Source organism: Borreliella kurtenbachii (assembly GCF_030437945.2).
In the GTDB taxonomy this organism is placed as follows: Bacteria; Spirochaetota; Spirochaetia; order Borreliales; family Borreliaceae; genus Borreliella; species Borreliella carolinensis.
In genome coordinates, this window is sequence record NZ_CP124058.1 from 410,027 (window position 1) to 428,254 (window position 18,228).

At 28.4% G+C, this 18,228-nt stretch carries 18 protein-coding genes; 12 read left to right on the plus strand and 6 right to left on the minus strand.

From position 1 onward, the window contains the following. Window positions 1-9: 9 nt before the first annotated feature. Window positions 10-1,560, minus strand: a complete 1,551-nt coding sequence (locus tag QIA22_RS02535; RefSeq protein ID WP_301611587.1) for a hypothetical protein — start codon at window positions 1,558-1,560, stop codon at window positions 10-12. Window positions 1,561-1,667: 107 nt separating this feature from the next. Here QIA22_RS02535 and QIA22_RS02540 point away from each other — a divergent pair, with 107 nt between their 5' ends. Then, window positions 1,668-2,870 (plus strand): dicarboxylate/amino acid:cation symporter, encoded by a 1,203-nt coding sequence (locus QIA22_RS02540; RefSeq protein WP_301611588.1) that lies wholly within the window; start codon window positions 1,668-1,670, stop codon window positions 2,868-2,870. Between the two features lie 11 nt (window positions 2,871-2,881). On the opposite strand, the gene proS is transcribed toward QIA22_RS02540, so the two are convergent. Further along, window positions 2,882-4,348, minus strand: coding sequence for a proline--tRNA ligase (proS, locus tag QIA22_RS02545; protein WP_301611589.1), 1,467 nt, complete (start codon window positions 4,346-4,348; stop codon window positions 2,882-2,884). 52 nt (window positions 4,349-4,400) lie between these two features. Then, the gene (locus QIA22_RS02550; RefSeq protein ID WP_301611590.1) at window positions 4,401-5,078 is read right to left on the minus strand and encodes a DUF2259 domain-containing protein; all 678 of its coding nucleotides are present in this window, start codon (window positions 5,076-5,078) and stop codon (window positions 4,401-4,403) included. 165 nt (window positions 5,079-5,243) lie between these two features. On the opposite strand from QIA22_RS02550, the gene QIA22_RS02555 reads away from it, so the two are divergent. From QIA22_RS02555 to QIA22_RS02565, 3 genes are read left to right on the plus strand one after another with little or no spacing between them, the layout of a single operon-like run. Then, window positions 5,244-5,660 (plus strand): hypothetical protein, encoded by a 417-nt coding sequence (locus QIA22_RS02555; RefSeq protein ID WP_301611591.1) that lies wholly within the window; start codon window positions 5,244-5,246, stop codon window positions 5,658-5,660. After that, on the plus strand, window positions 5,657-6,268 hold the full coding sequence (locus tag QIA22_RS02560; RefSeq protein WP_301611592.1) for a DUF3996 domain-containing protein: 612 nt from the start codon (window positions 5,657-5,659) through the stop codon (window positions 6,266-6,268). The genes QIA22_RS02555 and QIA22_RS02560 overlap by 4 nt, the downstream gene beginning before the upstream one ends. 10 nt (window positions 6,269-6,278) lie before the next feature. Then, on the plus strand, window positions 6,279-6,890 hold the full coding sequence (locus tag QIA22_RS02565) for a DUF3996 domain-containing protein (RefSeq protein ID WP_301611593.1): 612 nt from the start codon (window positions 6,279-6,281) through the stop codon (window positions 6,888-6,890). Window positions 6,891-6,940: 50 nt separating this feature from the next. Here QIA22_RS02565 and manA read toward each other — a convergent pair whose 3' ends face one another. Continuing rightward, window positions 6,941-8,056, minus strand: a complete 1,116-nt coding sequence (manA, locus tag QIA22_RS02570) for a mannose-6-phosphate isomerase, class I (RefSeq protein ID WP_301611594.1) — start codon at window positions 8,054-8,056, stop codon at window positions 6,941-6,943. Beyond that, entirely contained in the window at window positions 8,053-9,930 is a 1,878-nt protein-coding gene (locus QIA22_RS02575) for a fructose-specific PTS transporter subunit EIIC (protein WP_301611595.1), read from the minus strand. Before QIA22_RS02575 ends, manA begins: the two co-directional genes overlap by 4 nt. 171 nt (window positions 9,931-10,101) lie before the next feature. Between QIA22_RS02575 and QIA22_RS02580 the strand changes: the two genes are divergently transcribed. From QIA22_RS02580 to QIA22_RS02590, 3 genes are read left to right on the plus strand one after another with little or no spacing between them, the layout of a single operon-like run. Further along, complete coding sequence (locus tag QIA22_RS02580) at window positions 10,102-10,731, plus strand: hypothetical protein (protein WP_301611596.1); 630 nt, start codon at window positions 10,102-10,104, stop codon at window positions 10,729-10,731. Continuing rightward, on the plus strand, window positions 10,728-11,606 hold the full coding sequence (locus QIA22_RS02585) for a DNA/RNA non-specific endonuclease (protein WP_301611597.1): 879 nt from the start codon (window positions 10,728-10,730) through the stop codon (window positions 11,604-11,606). Before QIA22_RS02580 ends, QIA22_RS02585 begins: the two co-directional genes overlap by 4 nt. Then, on the plus strand, window positions 11,603-12,382 hold the full coding sequence (locus tag QIA22_RS02590) for a hypothetical protein (protein ID WP_301611598.1): 780 nt from the start codon (window positions 11,603-11,605) through the stop codon (window positions 12,380-12,382). The genes QIA22_RS02585 and QIA22_RS02590 overlap by 4 nt, the downstream gene beginning before the upstream one ends. Here the strand turns inward: QIA22_RS02590 and QIA22_RS02595 are convergent. Beyond that, complete coding sequence (locus QIA22_RS02595) at window positions 12,377-12,991, minus strand: diacylglycerol/polyprenol kinase family protein (protein ID WP_301611599.1); 615 nt, start codon at window positions 12,989-12,991, stop codon at window positions 12,377-12,379. The two genes, QIA22_RS02590 and QIA22_RS02595, sit on opposite strands and share 6 nt — an antisense overlap. A 250-nt stretch (window positions 12,992-13,241) precedes the next feature. Between QIA22_RS02595 and QIA22_RS02600 the strand changes: the two genes are divergently transcribed. From QIA22_RS02600 to QIA22_RS02620, 5 genes are read left to right on the plus strand one after another with little or no spacing between them, the layout of a single operon-like run. After that, the gene (locus QIA22_RS02600) at window positions 13,242-14,099 is read left to right on the plus strand and encodes a protein-glutamate O-methyltransferase (RefSeq protein ID WP_301611600.1); all 858 of its coding nucleotides are present in this window, start codon (window positions 13,242-13,244) and stop codon (window positions 14,097-14,099) included. A gap of 32 nt (window positions 14,100-14,131) precedes the next feature. After that, a complete protein-coding gene (locus tag QIA22_RS02605) occupies window positions 14,132-15,259 on the plus strand; it encodes a chemotaxis-specific protein-glutamate methyltransferase CheB (protein ID WP_301611601.1) in 1,128 nt (375 codons plus the stop codon). 24 nt (window positions 15,260-15,283) lie between these two features. Further along, window positions 15,284-16,498, plus strand: a complete 1,215-nt coding sequence (locus tag QIA22_RS02610) for a TraB/GumN family protein (RefSeq protein WP_301611602.1) — start codon at window positions 15,284-15,286, stop codon at window positions 16,496-16,498. Window positions 16,499-16,534: 36 nt separating this feature from the next. Next, entirely contained in the window at window positions 16,535-17,170 is a 636-nt protein-coding gene (locus QIA22_RS02615; RefSeq protein ID WP_301611603.1) for an adenylate kinase, read from the plus strand. 24 nt (window positions 17,171-17,194) lie between these two features. Further along, window positions 17,195-18,220, plus strand: coding sequence for a hypothetical protein (locus QIA22_RS02620; protein WP_301611604.1), 1,026 nt, complete (start codon window positions 17,195-17,197; stop codon window positions 18,218-18,220). The last annotated feature ends 8 nt before the right edge of the window (window positions 18,221-18,228 follow it).

An 18,228-nucleotide genomic window follows, 5' to 3' on the forward strand; every position in this document is an offset into this window, starting at 1 on the left:
AAAATAAATTTAATACCCATCAGATACTTGAATATTTTTATCTTTATCAATAAGGTCTTTGTATATAAAAGATTTTTTAGCAAGCGACTCTTTTAAATTTTTAGAAAAGGGTAAATTTCTCCACATTATACCACGCACCAATTTCTCAAGTTTTTGAATTCCTTTACTTTCCTTTTCTATCCAAAGAAAATAATCTTCTAGAAAAAAATTTTTAACATTTCCTTTTTTAATAAATTTAACATAATAATCGTAATATTGGCCTGTAATTCCTGTTTCCATCCATCTAAAAGAAGCTTGTTCTTTTGCAAGTTCCCAAACAAAATCACCAATACCTAAAATAACCGCTTTTCTTAAGTTTTTAGCATACATGGGGATTAATACTTTACCCCTGCCATTTGCTCTGTTTTTAACATCAATTGATTCCCAGCAAATTCCTTTATCACCATAAGAGGGTATTAATATAAAATAAGGAACTACCCTGAGCAAATCTCCTCTATACGCTTTTTGAAAAAGTCTAGGCTGAATATCTTCGATTTCCCAAACAAGCTGCATAATTCTTTCTCTACTTCCAAAACATTGAGGGCTAGCAACTACATTATTTTTCAAAAGAATAGGAAAATGATTGCCTCTTGGCCCTATTGCAAGTTTATTGGCACTTCTGATAACTTCAACTTCATCATGTGCAATAGCCGATTCAACAGACATCCCAATATTATTCATTTTATTTTGAATTTCTAAAAGCTCTCTGTTAGTGTCTTCAATTTTATTAATAAAAACATTAATATCTCGATTTGATTTAATAAGATCATCAACATAATTACTAGCAAAATTTAAAGGCTTTAAAATCGAATTGGGATAAGAACTCTGCACTCCGTATTCAGTCACATAAGTTAAATCGCTTTGACTATTATTTGAAAACAAAAATTCAAACATACTTCTTAACTTATTAAGAGCCTCTTCTCTGATTTTATCAGCTCTCTTAAGACTGCTTTTTGCAAAATCAATATTTGCCAAAAGTTTTTCTTTTTTATTAAGTAAAATTTTTTCCAAATCCTCTTCTTTAAAATTATCCGCTGGCAAATCGGTTGCTAATCTACTAAGCTTAAAACTATTAACCCCATAAAGCCATTCATCAAAATAAATAAAAGACTCATTATAATGATTGTCCCAAATGGTTTTTGAAATCAATAGCTGAATTTCAGATCCAAGTGCATTTGGAATAAGGGCAGCAAATCTAAATAAAATTTTCTGCTCCATAGTCAATTGTGAAATGTTTTTTGCAATTGATCTTAAAAAAGACCAATAAATGTTAATCACTTGATTATATTTTAAAACCCTATCAACCTCTTCTGACTGCGGATTTAAATAATCTACTAAAACTTTATGAAGCTTAAAACCAATTTCTTTACTACTTGAAATAAGATTTTTATAAAAATCTTTCGTAAAAAAATTCTTATCATGCTCTTCTAAAGTTAAAATATTAGGCAATCTTGAATCTAAATCTGTATCTACAGAATCAGGATATTTATACAAAAAACCCCCAAAAACACCCACAAGCAATATAACAACACAAGTACAATTGTAACTCTAAAGTTTATATTTACAAAAAAATTTAGTACTATTTATTTATACACAGTGTACCTTAAATCTCTGAAAGGGGAAGTCGTATGAATATAAAAATCAATTTTTTTTTCACTCTGCCTATTGGAATCTTTTTAGGATTATTTTTCCCTCTTGGGATTTATAGTTCTTTATCACATGCTTTTATAAGATTGTCATATTTATCTCTTATTCCCTTTTTAATATTTTCAATTCCATTAGGAATTGAAAATATTATTGAAAATAAAAGCTTTAAAAAGCTTTTTGGTAAAACAATTTATTACGGAATTTTAACTAACATATCTGGAGTTGTTGTATCAATAATAGCTGCAACAATATATCTTCCACAAAGAATTCCAATACTAGAAAAAACAATACAAAATACACATTTTTTTGAAAAAGAAGCTTTACTAGAAACATTTTTTCCAAAAAATATTTTTAAAATATTTACATCTAGTAATCCAAATCTACTAAGCATCTACATGATTTCAATAATAATAGGTACAAGCTTTTACTATGCAAAACAAAAGGGAAGAATAGCTAGAGAACTTATGCTAAGCGCATCTAATCTTTTTTACCATGCAAATGGGTTTATTGTAAATATATTAAATATAGGAATAATTTTTATAACAGCAGATTACACTACAAACTTAAAAAACTTTAAAGATTACCAAAATTACACAAACAGCATAACATTCTTTTTGGCATGGACAATTATAATTCTATTCGTAATATTGCCAACGATTAGTTATAGATTAACAAAAAGCTTTAAAATGATATATAAAGGAATCCTTGTATCATTTCAAAACATAATATTTTCAGGAATTGCAAAAGATTCTTATTCCCCTTATGTGATATTAATAGAAGATATTAAAAATGAAAGAATAAATATAAAAAAATCCATAATTATAAATATACCTTTAATAAATTTTGTATCTAAATTTGGCACTATTTTTGTTTCAGTAATATCGTTTTTTATAATTTTAAAATCATATTCTAGCTTACCCATTTCTATTTATGAAATAAGCTATATGAGCACTTTGTCATTTTTTTTTGTATTTGCATTTCCTCATATACCAAATAGCTTAATTTATATAATTACAATGCTTTGCTCTACCTATACAAAAGGAATAGAACTAAATGTTTATAACATAACACCAATGCTACCAATATTAATCTCTTTCGCTTTACTAATCGACTTTGCTTTTAACATTGCAATCATTCATATAATAAATTTCAAAGAACTGAAAGATCAAGAAAAAATTAATTGAGGCTAAACAAATTAATAAGATTTGGCAAATAAAACAAAATATTTGGCCTTAGAAGAACAATAAATACAAGTCATGCCCGTTAAATCTCTGGCCTTAAAATCATCAGGAATACATCTTATTGTAGCTTTAGTTTCATTTTTAATAATATTTTCACAATTCAAACCGCCACACCAACAAGAAAGCACAAATCCAGAACAATCATTCACATGAACTTTGAATACCTCATAACTATCCTTGCTGTTTCTAAAAATCTCCTTAGTATTTAAGGTCCTAAAATTCAATGCTTTTTCAAATAAATCTTTTTGCATTAAATCAAGTTCTACCTTGACCTTGTTTACAAGAGAATCAAGTGATATTTGATACTTAAATTTTCTGTCTTTATCTCTTCTTGAAATAGTAACAGAATTTAAAAGAATATCATTTATCCCTATTTCAAGGCGTATTGGAATTCCTTTAAACTCGGCAGATGAAAATCTAAATCCTGGAGTGCTCCTAATATCCTTATCAATTTCAACCCTAAATTCTGCTTTTTTTAAAGTATTCACAATACAATCAGAATAATCCAAAATTTTTTTATTAATCTCATCTTCTTTTTTAAAAATAGGAATAACAATAATTTCTATTGGAGCAATGCGAGGCGGCAAAACTAAACCTTTCTCATCAGAATGAGCCATAATCAAAGCACCAATCAATCTGGTAGAAACACCCCAGCTACTAGCAAATACATGCTGCATCTTGCCATCTTTGTCTTGGAATTTTACATCAAATGCTTTTGCAAAATTTAAACCTAAATAATGAGATGTAGCGGCTTGAAGTGCCTTTTTGTCCTGCATTAATGCCTCAATTGAATAAGTAGAAACAGCCCCAGCAAATTTTTCCTTTTCAGATTTTTTACCACAAAAAACAGGAATAGCCAAATAGTCTTCTATAAATCTCTTATATACATCTAAAATAAGCAAAGTTTCTTCTAATGCCTCCTCTTCAGTAGCATGAGCAGTATGCCCCTCTTGCCACAGAAATTCAGTAGTTCGCAAAAACGGCCTTGTTCTCTTTTCCCAGCGAACAACATTTGCCCATTGATTAATTTTAATAGGAAGATCTCTGTAAGACTTAATCCACTTGCTATACATATTCCAAATAATTGTCTCAGAAGTCGGCCTTAAAACTAAAGGCTCTGACAAACTCTCCCCACCAGCATCCTTAATAATAGCAAACTCAGGTGAAAATCCATCAATATGGTCCTTTTCTCTTTCTAAAAAACTATAAGGAATAAGCATGGGAAAATATGCATTCTCATGTCCTGTCTCTTTAAATTTTCTATCAAGTATACTCTGAATTTTGCTCCAAATAGAATACCCATAAGGCATAATTACCATACATCCTTTTACGGGGCTGTAATCAGCAAGCTTTGCTTTCTGAACTATATCTAAATACCATTTAGAATAATCATCTTCTTTTGATGCTATAAAATCACTCATACATTATCCTTAATAAAGCATTGCACTTATTTTAAAAACTAAATAATTATATTCAATATTTTTTAACTTCAACCATAAAACGCTTATACCTATTCCCATAAGAATTTAACATGATTTTTTCCAAAACAAAAACAATTCCATCTTCATTTGGGAATAAAACAATCTCTCTTATTCTGTAATCAATAACATTCTTTCTATAATAATTTCCTCTTCCAACAGTCAAATGTTTTTCTAGAGTTGAATTACAATATCTGACAGATAAAAAAATATTAAAAGAAGAAGAAAGTTTTTGAGAATTAATATCCTTATTTACAAAAACTTGATATTCGTTTCCTGTTTTAAAATCAACAAAATTTAAAAAATCTGTTTCTGGAATTTCGCTCTTTACATAAAAATAAATTTCGCGCCCTCTTCTTAAATGATTAATTTTAAATTCTTTAACTTTAAAATTAATTATCTTTAAAAGCTCATAAAGACTTTTATCATAACTATCTAAATACTCAATGTGCTCCTTAAAAATTTTAGAATGTACTCCAGAGTTTGCAAAATTATTTTTAACAACATCAATAAAGTATGCAGAAGAGTAATAATATCCATCTTCAAAACTATATTCGCCAAACATAAAATATTTATCATTATTAGAAAATCCTAAATTTTTAAAAAAAATATTTTCTGGAAACCCCAATAAAAAAGAAAAAAAATAAAAAAAAACGATATACAGTTTAATCATAAGCTTTGTATAAGTTTAATAACAATAAATTGCATACTAAATCTTATTTATAATTAATTTACTCTTACTTAAAATAATATCAAAACAACATTTCAAATTCAAAACTTTGATATACTATTTGTTTATAGATTAAAAATTTAATATTCAAATTTTTGGGATAAATTTTTGAAAAAAAGAATTAATAGCCTAAAATTAACTTCAAAAGCCTTGGAGCAAATAAAGTTTTTTTTCAAGAGCTTTAAGATAAAACATTGCAAAAAAACTTATTTATTACAAATTAATAAACTAATATTTTTTTCAAAGGCAAAAAAATCACCACAAAAATATATTTCCAAAAATCCTATACAAACAAACAAGATTAACATCAATATACAGTCAAGTAGTATAATAATACCTGTATTTGTGATTAAAAATTTTTTGATAACCAAAACTTTGATACACAAAACAATAAAAAATTTAACAATAAAGTTTTGCTATCAAAATAAGCAAATAAATATCGATATTTTTAATTTTTTATGCTTTATTAAAAATATCGTAAAAATAATATCTAAAATTGAAAATAAAAAAGGAGAATTTCAATGAGAATGCTATTAGCAACAATAATACTTATATTAACAACGGGCTTATTAGCTGCCCAATCAAAAAGCAAAAGTATAACTGAAGATGACTTTGATTTTGATAAACTTCTTGCAAAAGAAGAATCTGTGCGCCGTTTATTTGGCATAGGTTTTGGAATTGGATATCCGCTTACAAACATTACAATATCTGTTCCATATGTAGACATAGACCTTGGCTACGGAGGATTCGTAGGCCTTAAACCCAACAATTTCTTGCCCTATGTTGTGATGGGTGTAGATCTTTTATTTAAAGATGAAATACATAAAAACACTATGATTTCTGGCGGAATTGGAATAGGTGCAGATTGGTCAAAAGGAAGCCCTGAAAAATCAAATGAAAAAACTGAAGAAGAGGAAGAAAATGAAGCACAACAAGTAGCTTCTCTTCAAAATAGAATAGGGATTGTGATAAGGCTGCCTTTAGTAATAGAGTACAGCTTTCTTAAAAATATTGTGATTGGATTTAAAGCTGTTGCTACCATTGGAACAACTATGCTACTTGGCAGCCCAATGTCATTTGAAGGAGCTAGATTTAATTTCTTAGGTACAGGCTTTATAAAAATATACATATAATGGAGAATAAATGATAAAAAATTTTAAAAAAATACATATTTTAACATTAATATTGGGTGTAGTACACCTTTCTTTTGCATCTGACAATTATATGGTCAGATGCAGCAAGGAAGAAGATTCAACTACCTGCATCGCAAAGCTTAAAGAGATAAAAGAAAAAAAAAGTTATGACTTATTTTCAATGGGCATCGGAATAGGAGATCCTATTGCAAACATTATAATTACAATTCCTTATGTAAATATTGATTTTGGATATGGAGGGTTTATTGGCCTTAAGTCAAACAATTTTGAAAATTATTTAAACGGCGGAATAGATATTATTTTTAAAAAACAAATTGGACAATATATGAAAATCGGCGGCGGCATTGGGATAGGTGCAGATTGGTCAAAAACATCCCTTATACCTCCTGATGAAGAGGAAGAAACGGATTATGAGAGAATAGGTGCGGTTATAAGAATTCCTTTTGTAATGGAATATAACTTTGCAAAAAATTTATCCATAGGATTTAAAATTTATCCTGCACTAGGGCCAACAATATTGCTAACAAAACCAAGCATTTTATTTGAAGGAATTAAATTCAATTTTTTTGGATTTGGATTCATAAAATTTGCATTTAATTAACCAAATAATTAAATTGGTAATTAAAATTAAGCTCATAAACAAGCTTAATTTTAATTAAAACCAGCAATAAAGGCTTGACCATTCCCATCAACAAATAAGTTTTCAGCTTTTCTGCTTATAAATATGCTCTCACCTTTCTTAAGGTTTAAGGATTTATTTATACTCACGCACCCATCTAAAACTAATAAGATCATTGCACTATTTCTATTAATACAAATGTTCTCATTCATTTTTTTTTGAATCAGTTTTAAATTAGTATTTGGGAGTCTAAATACGCTAAAATTATCTTGAAAATCAGGACTTAGAAATGATAATTCTCCTTCCTCAAATTGACCAACTCTTAACATCTCTTCTTTATCAATATACTTGGTGGTAAGACCAGCTCTAATAACATTGTCGGAATTAGTCATAAGCTCAATACAATCTCCCTTAAGATATGCATGCACCTCCTGACTATTTGTATAAACAACTTCTCCCGGCTTTAGTTTTAAAATATTCATGCCCAAAAACACTAAAAGGCCCACATCTATACCATAAATATTGTAAATTTCATTAAACCAATAGCCCCTAAAATTATCAATAAGATCCAAATTTTTTAAAACTTTTTCAATAATCTTCTCAAGTTTATGCGCTTGCAAATCAAAAATGGTCCTTACAAAGTCTTTATGTGATTGAAAGTCAAAACCTAATTTCAACATTTCACAAATTTTTTTAATCTCACCCAAAGGTAAAAAGCCTTTAAGCGCATAAAAATCACTCAAGGCATATATAAGTTCAATTTTAGGGTTTTTATCTTTATATATCCTTTTAGGATCATTAATGTCTATCCCTTTCTTATTCTCTAATTCATACCCTTTTAAGGCAATGTCTTTAGAAGGATGAATTTGGATAGATAAAGGTTTATTTGCAGATAATACCTTAAATAAAAAAGGAAATTCGTCATTACAACCCAAAAGCTCTTTATGGTCTTCTAAAAAATCGCTTAAAAGAACATATTCATTTTTATATAAAATCTTGCTAGAAAATGTCCTGTGTGCCCCAAGCCACATTTCAGCCTTAGGCCTTCCATCAATCTTATCACCCAAAAGATTGGGAATAAAATTAATTCCTCCCCAATCATATTCTTTAATATTATTTTTCATTAAAAAAATATTATCTTCATTCATTCGGATTCCTTTAATTTTAAAGATTTCAAAAAAATTACCAAAGCTGTTGCAACTGCAACTCCAACAGCAATTGCAATAATAAACTCAAATTTATTATCAATAACAGGAAGCACTATTGGCCCTCCATGTGGAGCATGATTAGCAACACCTAAAAAAGCAGCAATAATGCTTGACACAGCTCCTCCTACCACTATTGAAGGAATTACTCGTCCAGGATCACTAGCAGCAAAAGGAATGGCTCCCTCGCTAATGCCAATAAATGAAATTAAAAAGGCTATTTTGCCAGATTCTTTCTCTTCATTTTCAAATAATTTAGGCGCCAAAAAAGTTGCAAGCCCCATAGCCATAGGGGGAACAGGAATTGCTGCTGCTACCATTCCCATTATTTCTGGCACTTGAGGAATTAGCCCTACACCAAAAAGAAATGCCACTTTATTAAAAGGCCCACCCATATCAACAGTAATCATTGAACCTAATACTAAGCCTAAGAAAATTTTGCCCAACACACCAAACGTTTCTGAATTACTCTGTAAAGATTTAAGCCCACTCTCAAGCACCCCCATAAATTCTCCAACATAAACACCAACATACAACATAAAAAACCCAACAATAATAGTGCTTATTAAAGGAATTACAAATATGGGCATAACGGGTCTTAACCATTCAGGAACAGATCTTCTTGCTAAAAACCTTGCAACATAGCCTGCAAGAAACCCTGCAAATATTGCACCTAAAAACCCTGCTTTTACATTTCCAGACATTACTCCGCCAACAAGACCAGGCGCAAGACCAGGTTTATCAGCAATTGACATTGAAATAAAACCAGCAAGCACAGGCAGCATCAGCCCAAAAGCAACAGAACCAATATCTGCAATCTGCTTATAAAATGGATGCTCAGAAAAATTAGGCCCATCAGGTCCAATCCCAACAAAAGCAATGCTAAGAGCAATTAAAATTCCCCCACTTGCAACAACAGGAATCATTGGAGATACTCCGCTCATTAAATATTTATAAAAACTGCCTTTGCCTGTTACAATCGAAGCTTTAGAAGCGCTATTAGCGCCAAAGTCTTTGCTTTTAAATACTGGCGCATTAAAAGATTCCTTAATAATATTTTCTGTATTGTTTATCGCTTTTACAGTTGAAACTTTATAAACTCTCTTACCTTCAAATCTCTTTTCATCAATATCCTTATCAACAGCAAGTATTACAACCGCCGCATTTCTGATTTCTTCTTCGGTTAGAGCATTTTCAATACCAATAGATCCTTGAGTTTCCACCCTAATGTTGTAACCCTGCTTTTTAGCTTCATTTTCAATTTTCTTTGCTGCAATATATGTATGAGCAACTCCAACAGGACAAGCAGTTACAGCTACTATTTTTTCTGCTTTTGTAGCTCCAAAAACCTCTTCTTTGGCTTTTCTTTGAACATTCTCTATATAATAATAAATGTCATCAGTAGTAACAAACCCACTTAAAGCATTTTGAAAAGCATCATCTTCAAAAAGTTTAGCTATAAAAGCAATTGCCTTAAGATGCTCATTACCTTGTTGCTTTTTTGACATACAAATCAAAAATATTAAATTAACAGGAGGATTCTCTTCAGACCACTTAACCCCAGCGCCCTTAATGCAAAGCAACGAAATAAAACTGGTCTTAACAACATCTCCTATAAAATGAGGAATGGCAACCCCATTTTCCCAAGAAGTGTCACCTATCTTTTCTCTATCAAGAATTCCTTGAAGAAACTCTTGTTTATTGTCTATATAGCCCCTATCATTGACTTTTTCAACTAAAAAATCAATTACATCTTCTTTTGAATTTACTTCTGGCAAAATAAATACAAGATCTTTTTTCAAAAAATTAAAAAACATAACTGTGGTCTCCTAGTAATTAAACATATTGTATAATATACAATAAAATACATACTACAGCCACCTAATATAAAAAATATTTTTTAAGCTAAACGGGGGAATTCTCTCTAAATACATGTCATAATATTGAAAAGGCAAAACAATTTTTATATTATTTAAAATAATCTGTTTATGAAAAAAAATCCAAACATTTGCATTTTCTTAACATTGCTTATCATTCCCACTTTAAATGCACTTACAAACGAAGAAGACAATACTAATGAAAAAAATAATCAACCCAAACAAAGTTCTAATTTTTTTAGCCCAGAAAGAGGATTTACATATTCAACAGGAATTGGAATTGGAATTGGAGTTTTTCTAAATTCAAATATTAAACACCTTATTTTTAGGCCCTATTATACATTTTCTAATAATACTTTTGATTTTTTAATTGTTGCTATGATATTAACAAAAGAAAGCCTTAATATCCCCCAAAACATGCAATACTTTAAATCTTATATTGGAGGAGGAATAAACTGGCACATTGCAAACTTAATTAAAAAAACAAAATATTTTTCTGCCACCATTGGCATAGGTGGTCGTTTTTACCTATCTACAAACTTTATAGGAGACATTCGATTTTACGAAAAATTGCCTTATATAATAGAGCCTTATATGTTTATTGAAATTTCTTCTAAAAAGGCAATTCCTTTAATGGGGCTGGACTTTAAAATTGATTTTTTATTTTTAGATACATTTAACATTTCTTTTAATTTCACTATTAGATATAATTTTAAGGACGAAAACGAGTTGGAAACATGAAAAAAAGGTCAAAATTTCTTCTTTACTGCTATATTTTATGCCTAACAGGATTTTTATTTTTTTCTTTAAATCCCAAAGCCTTAAAACAAATTAAACACAAAATTTCTGACTATTTAGAAATAATAGAAAATAAATACATTACCATTACAAAATCTATTCCAATAAAAGAATCCCAATTAATACCAAAAGGATATCTTACTACTCAAATAATAAGGAAAAAACACTACACCTTAGGGTATGCTGAAAGCGCAAGACAATCCGAATGGGCTGCTTATCCACTTAAAAGAGAAATGGTAGAACTAGCATTAACTTTGTTAAAATCAAAAAAAATTAAAAGGAGCACCAAATTCTTTGAAGACACCAATATCAGGGGCACTTTTCCAAAACTTGAAGATTACTTTAAAAGCGGTTATGACAGAGGACACATAGTAAGTTCTGCAGACATGTCTTTTTCTGAAAATGCAATGACAGATACATATTTTTTATCAAATATGTCACCTCAAAAAAGCGAATTCAATTCTGGAATTTGGCTAAAACTTGAAAAATTAGTAAGGGAATGGGCAATCTCAAAAGGATATATATATATCATTAGCGCTGGAATTTTAACAGAAAATAAAGGATTTATTGGTAAAAACAAAATTTTGATACCTAAAAATTTTTATAAAATAGTACTGGCAATTAATAATAATTATTATGACATAATCTCTTTTATTATCCCAAATGAAAAAGCAAAAGACTTGGATTTGAAAAATTATGTTGTTAGCGTCGATTCAATTGAAAAAAAAACAAAGATAGATTTTTTTGAAAAACTTGATTCAAAAATTAAAAAAAAGATTAAAAAAATACAAAACACGCTTTCTTGGAAATTTAAATGAAATCACTATTTGCAAAGTTAAACTCTTCTATTAATCTCTTTCTTTTTATAATTTTTATTTTAGCAACACTAGTTATACTGACTTTCTCTTATAAAATAAAATATAATGAAAATTATCAAAATTATATTCTAGAAATTTACAATAATAATTTTATAATATTGGTTAATAAATTAGCCATATTTATTGCTGGAATCATAGGCTCGCTGTGGTCATATATTAACTACAAAAGAACCAACAATATACAATTTATATTTTTCTATTGTTTTATTTGTTCATATACATTAGAACCTATTTTGGTCTCTGAAGATTTTTTTTTAAAAAATAACCTAAATTCAAGTTATTATTTATTTACAAAATTTATCCTTTTTGTAAATACTTTTTCATTATTAAATTTATTTTTTCTAAGTTTATATATATGCGATTTCAAAATAAAATCAATACATTATACAATTTATATTATTTTGATCTTTGCCTGCATATATAGTTACACAATGCCTATTAATTCGTACGAAAATAGTCAAAACCACAGCATTCTTAAAATCGAAAGTACAAAATTTTACATAGACGCATTCTTATTGCTTATTTTAACAAACTTTATAGTAGCCTTTTTAAGAAAAAAAAGCTTTGATTATTTTTTACTTTTTGTTTCCATGCTCTTAATATTAAGTGGAATTTACTTGAATTTACTAAAAATACCTTATGCCTTTCTCCCAATCTCAATTGGCATACCAATCTACTTAAAAAAATCAGGAAAAATTTTCTTTTACTGGCTATAAAAAAAAGGAAGTTAAAAAATAGGACGAAATTGAAACAATAAGTGGTAAAAATAAATTGTCATAATTAGCAGAATCAAAAAGCTCTACCAATACTGCTAAAATTCCAAGAATTAAAGCTACTGTTAAATAAGGAAAAAAATAATAATATGAAAAAAAAGTAACACAAAATACAACAAGACTTCCAGAAATCGTTTTATTATTTACAAGCTTAAAAGAAGGAATTAATTTCCCAACAAGACTTGCAAATCCATCACCAAGACATACCGAAAATATTCCAATATAATTAAAAGGATGCATAGCCAAACAATATGACATCAATATGCCTAAAAACAAAAAAATGGGCGAAAAAGATACTTTATTCGGCAATATTTTTCTTGATTTTAATATTATGTTTGAAATATTTTTAAAGAAAAGTAATTTTTTGTTAGTAATTCTAAAAATTTCAGAACTTAAATATAAAATCATAAAAAGTATATTAAAAACAAGTCCTATCCAAAAATTTATTCCATAAAAAACCAAAACTATTAAGCTAAAAACATGAAAAAATTTTCTAAAAATTTCATACTTAATATCTTCTCTAAGAATTGCTCTTTTAATCCCATTAAACATCGTTTGATCTTTTTAAATGCATATTAAATCAACATTTGCAAATATTTATTTCCAACACTCATTAAGTTCCTCATTTATTATTGCAAATAAATTAAAATAAACAAAAACATTTTTATAAAACTATGCCTTATAGTAAAATTACTTATATTAATTTTACAATTTTTTTTCAAAAAAAATATTCTTACCTAGAGATTTATTATAAATAGGTAATACTTATTTATAAAGAGAAGAATTAATCGGGTTCCCAAAAATGCTAGAAATTGAAGATAAACTATTTTTAAAATTTTGCGATTTTATATACAACAATAGTGGAATTCGTTTTGATGAAAAAAATAAATTTGTTCTTCAAAGCAGAGTGAATGACGCAGTACGAGATCTTGCCCTTGAAAGCCCATCACAACTTTATAATTTAATAGTTAGTGAAAAATTAAAAAAAGAATATTTCTTGGATTTAGTCACAACTAATTTAACAAAATTTTTTAGAAATTCACTACATTTTCAAACTTTTGAAAAATTTATAATTCCCAATTTAATTAATATTAAAAACACAGAAGAAAAAAATAGGATTATTATCTGGTCTGCAGGATGCTCAACAGGAGAAGAACCTTATTCATTAGCATTTGTACTCAAATCAAAGCTTCCAAAAGAAATAGATTTTGTTATTATTGCATCTGATTTAAGCTTAAAATCTTTAATGATAGCAAAAGAAGGATATTATTCATCAAATAAATGTGAAAATATTCCTAAAGAATACAGGCACTATATATATCCTCATTCAAACGGATATAAAATTAAAAATGAAATTAAAAATCATATAAGATTTGACTATCATAACCTAAACTTTGAAAGTAATTTTTCACAAATTGATGTTATTTTTTGCAGAAATGTATTAATATACTTTGATGAAAAATCAAAAATTAAAGTACTTAAAAAGTTTTACAACAATATGTCTAAAAACAGTTATTTATTTATAGGGCACTCAGAATCACTTTTTGGGCTCAACCTTCCTTTTAAATTTTTAAAAACGCCTTGGGCAATAATATATGAAAAAAAAGATACTAGCGGTCAAAAAGAAAAATCTAAATCACAAAATAAATATAAGTTATAATTAAACAAGAATAAAATAGGGAAAAAGTAACGGTGGAAACAAAAATTTCTGTACTTATCATAGAATACTTTGCTGTAAAGAGAAAACTTATATCAGACCTTATCAATTCATCTCCAAAACTCCAAGTCATTGCAACTGCTTCTAATGGCAAATTTGCAACAAATAAACTTAAAAAACATAACCCCGAAGTAATATTAATGAATTTAGAAGAAAACAATATTAAAGACATTCTATTTTTGGAGAAAAAAAACAATATAACCAAAACAATACCAATTGTCGTCACATCTTCAAATCAAAACCTAATAAATATTGCTGCTTTAAAGGGCGCCGATGCTCTTATTTTAGTATCTAAAAATAAAAAATCACATGAAATTAAAAAAGAACAAATTATCAATTCTCTTTTGGCCTATGGATCGATATCTATAAAAAACAAAACTGTTTGCAATAAAAATGTGAATACAAAAAACTATGAAAGAGCTAATTTTTTTTTAAATCACAAAAATGACATTTCTTCATTAACCCAACTTGAAGAATATGCAAAAGAAAAAATATTAAATGAAAAAGAAATAAAAAAACTTAAACTGCGAAAATTTGACATAATAGCAATTGGAGTATCAGCAGGGGGCCCCGTAGCCTTAAAATCAATATTACCAGAAATACCTGAAAGCTTTCCCCCAATAATAATTGTTCAACACATGCCTAAAGGATTTACAAAAGAATTTGCAAAAAATCTTAACAATCTTTGCAAAATAAACGTAAAAGAAGCCACGAATAACGAAATATTAAAGCAAGGACATGTATACATAAGCTCAGGCGGATATCATACAAAAATCAAAAAAATCTATGGCAACTATCAAATACAAACCCTCGATGGCAAACATATAAATGGTCACAAACCATCTATTGGGGTATTATTTCAATCTATAGCAGAGATTGCAAAAGACAAAGCAATTGCTCTAATAATGACTGGAATGGGAAATGACGGATCAAGAGAAATTGGAGATATAAAAAAAGCTGGGGGACTAACTATTGCGCAAGACAAAGAAAGTTCAATGGTTTTTGGAATGCCAAAAATAGCAATAAAGGAAAATAATATAGACTATATAGTTCCACTAAACCATATGGTAAAATTATTAAAAGCTATACTAATTAATAGCTAATTTTTTTTAAACAAGGAATATTTTTTGGACAATAAACAAGAAAACGCCAAAACAGAAGACTGTTTTTCTCATGTAAGTAAATTTAATATACACAATAAAACAATATATATACTTGGAACTGCTCACGTGTCAAAAAAAAGCTCAGAAGATACTGCAAATTTAATAGAAATCTTAAAGCCAGACTATATTGCCGTTGAACTTGATGAGGCTCGCTATCATTCGATCTTAAACACCAATGAAAATGAAAAATGGAGAAACTTAGATATAGATAAAGCATTAAAACAAGGAAAGGCCTTCTTTCTCATAATAAACATAATTCTTAGCAACTTTCAAAAAAAATTAGCAAAAGAACAGGGAATAAAACCCGGTGAAGAAATGAAAACGGCTATTTTAAAAGCTAAAAAACACAATATTCCACTAATTCTTGCTGACAGAAAAATTGAGACAACTCTAAAAAGAGCTTGGATGTCTATTCCAATATTTGAAAAAGCAAAAATAATCTCAAGCCTTTTTTCCCTAACAGATGCAAAAATTACAAAAGATGAAATTGAAAAACTCAAAGAACAGGACGCTCTTTCAAAAATAATGGAAGAACTTTCCAAAGAAATACCCAAAGTAAAAAAAGTTTTAATTGACGAAAGAGACGAATTTATTACAAACAAAATACTTGAAGGAACAGGTATTATTCTTGCCGTTGTGGGCGCAGGGCATGTAAGCGGAATAATTAGAAATTTAAAAGAAATAAGTCAAAATAAAAAAATAATAAACGTTGAAGAACTTGAGAGAATCCCTAAAAAACATTTTTCATTTAGCAAAATGCTATCCTACTTGATTACAATTTCAATCATTTTACTAATAGTAGGCTCTTTTTACTTTAAGGGATTTGATTTTGCTTACAAAAATTTAAAGCTTTGGATAATATCTAACTCTCTTTTTTCAGGCATCGCATCCATTTTATTAAAGTCTAATCCTTTAACGATTTTAACAGCTGTTGTAGGTTCTCCAATATTCTCCTTAATACCATTCATAGGAACAGGCATGGTAGCAGGACTTGTTGAAGCTTATATAAACAAGCCAAAGGTCAAAGATTTTGAAAATCTACAAGAAGAATTGTCGACAATAAAAGGATATTTCAAAAACAAAGTTACAAGAATTCTATTAATAGTGCTTTTTGTAAACCTTGGATCTACGATTGGAACAATTGTAGGACTTAAATTTTTATTAAATGTTTTCAAATAAACCCTTAAAATAATAAATATTTACACAGGAGTATATATGGGGCTTGTATTTTTAGGTCCTCCAGGTTCTGGAAAGGGGACTATTTCAAAAATTATTTCTAATGAATTTAAATACCAACACATTTCAACAGGAGATTTATTTAGAGAAAATATTTTAAATTCTACGGCTCTTGGGAAAGAAATAAAAAAAATTGTTGAAAAGGGAGAGCTGGTTCCTGACCTAATTACAATCAAAATAGTAGAAGATAAAATTAAAACTATTAAAAATAGCAAAGATTTTATTTTAGATGGATTTCCGCGCAATATTTGTCAAGCCGAAGCTCTTGACAAATTTTTGCCAAATGTAAAAATAATAAACTTTTTAATTGATGAAGAGTTGGTAATAAAAAGACTCTCGGGAAGAAGAATTTGCAAATCTTGCAATAATATTTTCAATATATACACCCTAGCCACAAAAAAAATTGGTATTTGCGATGTTTGCGGAGGAGATCTTTACCAACGAGAAGATGATAAAGAAGAATCCTTAAAAACAAGGCTTAAAGAATATAAATTACAAACAAAACCATTAATAGAATTTTACTCAAAATGCTCTAGACTTAACAACATTGATGCATCAGTTAAGATTGATGAAATGAGAAAAAAAATAATTAAAATATTGTTAAAAAAAAATTAAATGTAAAAGGCATTAAAAGTAAAAATGTTAAAAAAAATTTGCTTTTGCTTGTTAATTTTGCAAGCAAAAATAATTCTTGCTCAAGATCAACAGAGCTTAAGATTCAATAATGAATACTTTTACCTTAATTTTCAATCTGCTTATTATCCTCCCCACGAGCTGGGCACAAATGGAAGCGGCTTTTCACAAAGTTTTAAACACCCTAACTTCCAAAATATTAAACCAAGATTAAAAATTCCAGTCAATTATTGGGGGAGAATAAAACTAATATCATATTTAGGCTACTATAAAAATTTCAAAGCTTTGCACAATCCCAATTCTATATTTTTTAAAAATAATGGCATAGACATAGATTTAAATATTGGATTGTCTCCTGTAAGTGTCTCATTTAAAAGTAAAGTAAGCCTTACTCCTATTGCTTTTTTAAATGTATATGCATCAAATGAACTTGGTATAGGTTGGCAAGCTTTTGGATTTAAGGGAGTTGGCGTACACATTGAAAATGGAAAATATTCAAATGCTATTGAATTTTATTCAGAAATAACAGTAGGGGGGCGATTCCAATTTGACTTAAACGCTATTTTTCAAGGAGAATGGACACATATTATTACAGTTATTGGAAATGATTTTACATACTTAATCAATCCCCATGCAAAAAAAGATCAACTTTGGAAATATAAAGCAGATGATGGTAAAAATATAAATGGCATGTTAATAAAACCTTATGCTCTTTTAGCTTACAAAATGCCAATACCTCTTAACACTATAGGGCTACTTTACGAAGGAAAAACACAAATTGGCAAAGAAAGAAACATAAGCTCTTGGAAAAATAAGGGCTGGGGAAGTGATATTTTTTATCACAATATTTCTATTGTTGCTAATTTTGAAGTTATCAAACCTTTAACACTTGGCCTTCAATTTAAATTATCTACAAATCCCACATACACAAGTAACACAGCTGGACTGGCTGATATTTCAAAAAGAATAGCAACCGGCAATTCTTATTTTTATTATGATTCTATTGGAATCTCTATAACTTATAAATACTAAAGTATAAT

Excerpts from the sequence above, each read along its gene's own strand:
- QIA22_RS02540 (WP_301611588.1), top strand. The coding sequence starts at position 1,668 with ATGAATATAAAAATCAATTTTTTTTTCACTCTGCCTATTGGAATCTTT.
- proS (WP_301611589.1), bottom strand. The coding sequence starts at position 4,348 with ATGAGTGATTTTATAGCATCAAAAGAAGATGATTATTCTAAATGGTAT.
- QIA22_RS02550 (WP_301611590.1), bottom strand. The coding sequence starts at position 5,078 with ATGATTAAACTGTATATCGTTTTTTTTTATTTTTTTTCTTTTTTATTG.
- QIA22_RS02560 (WP_301611592.1), top strand. The coding sequence starts at position 5,657 with ATGAGAATGCTATTAGCAACAATAATACTTATATTAACAACGGGCTTA.
- QIA22_RS02565 (WP_301611593.1), top strand. The coding sequence starts at position 6,279 with ATGATAAAAAATTTTAAAAAAATACATATTTTAACATTAATATTGGGT.
- manA (WP_301611594.1), bottom strand. The coding sequence starts at position 8,056 with ATGAATGAAGATAATATTTTTTTAATGAAAAATAATATTAAAGAATAT.
- QIA22_RS02575 (WP_301611595.1), bottom strand. The coding sequence starts at position 9,930 with ATGTTTTTTAATTTTTTGAAAAAAGATCTTGTATTTATTTTGCCAGAA.
- QIA22_RS02580 (WP_301611596.1), top strand. The coding sequence starts at position 10,102 with ATGAAAAAAAATCCAAACATTTGCATTTTCTTAACATTGCTTATCATT.
- QIA22_RS02585 (WP_301611597.1), top strand. The coding sequence starts at position 10,728 with ATGAAAAAAAGGTCAAAATTTCTTCTTTACTGCTATATTTTATGCCTA.
- QIA22_RS02590 (WP_301611598.1), top strand. The coding sequence starts at position 11,603 with ATGAAATCACTATTTGCAAAGTTAAACTCTTCTATTAATCTCTTTCTT.
- QIA22_RS02595 (WP_301611599.1), bottom strand. The coding sequence starts at position 12,991 with ATGTTTAATGGGATTAAAAGAGCAATTCTTAGAGAAGATATTAAGTAT.
- QIA22_RS02600 (WP_301611600.1), top strand. The coding sequence starts at position 13,242 with ATGCTAGAAATTGAAGATAAACTATTTTTAAAATTTTGCGATTTTATA.
- QIA22_RS02615 (WP_301611603.1), top strand. The coding sequence starts at position 16,535 with ATGGGGCTTGTATTTTTAGGTCCTCCAGGTTCTGGAAAGGGGACTATT.
- QIA22_RS02620 (WP_301611604.1), top strand. The coding sequence starts at position 17,195 with ATGTTAAAAAAAATTTGCTTTTGCTTGTTAATTTTGCAAGCAAAAATA.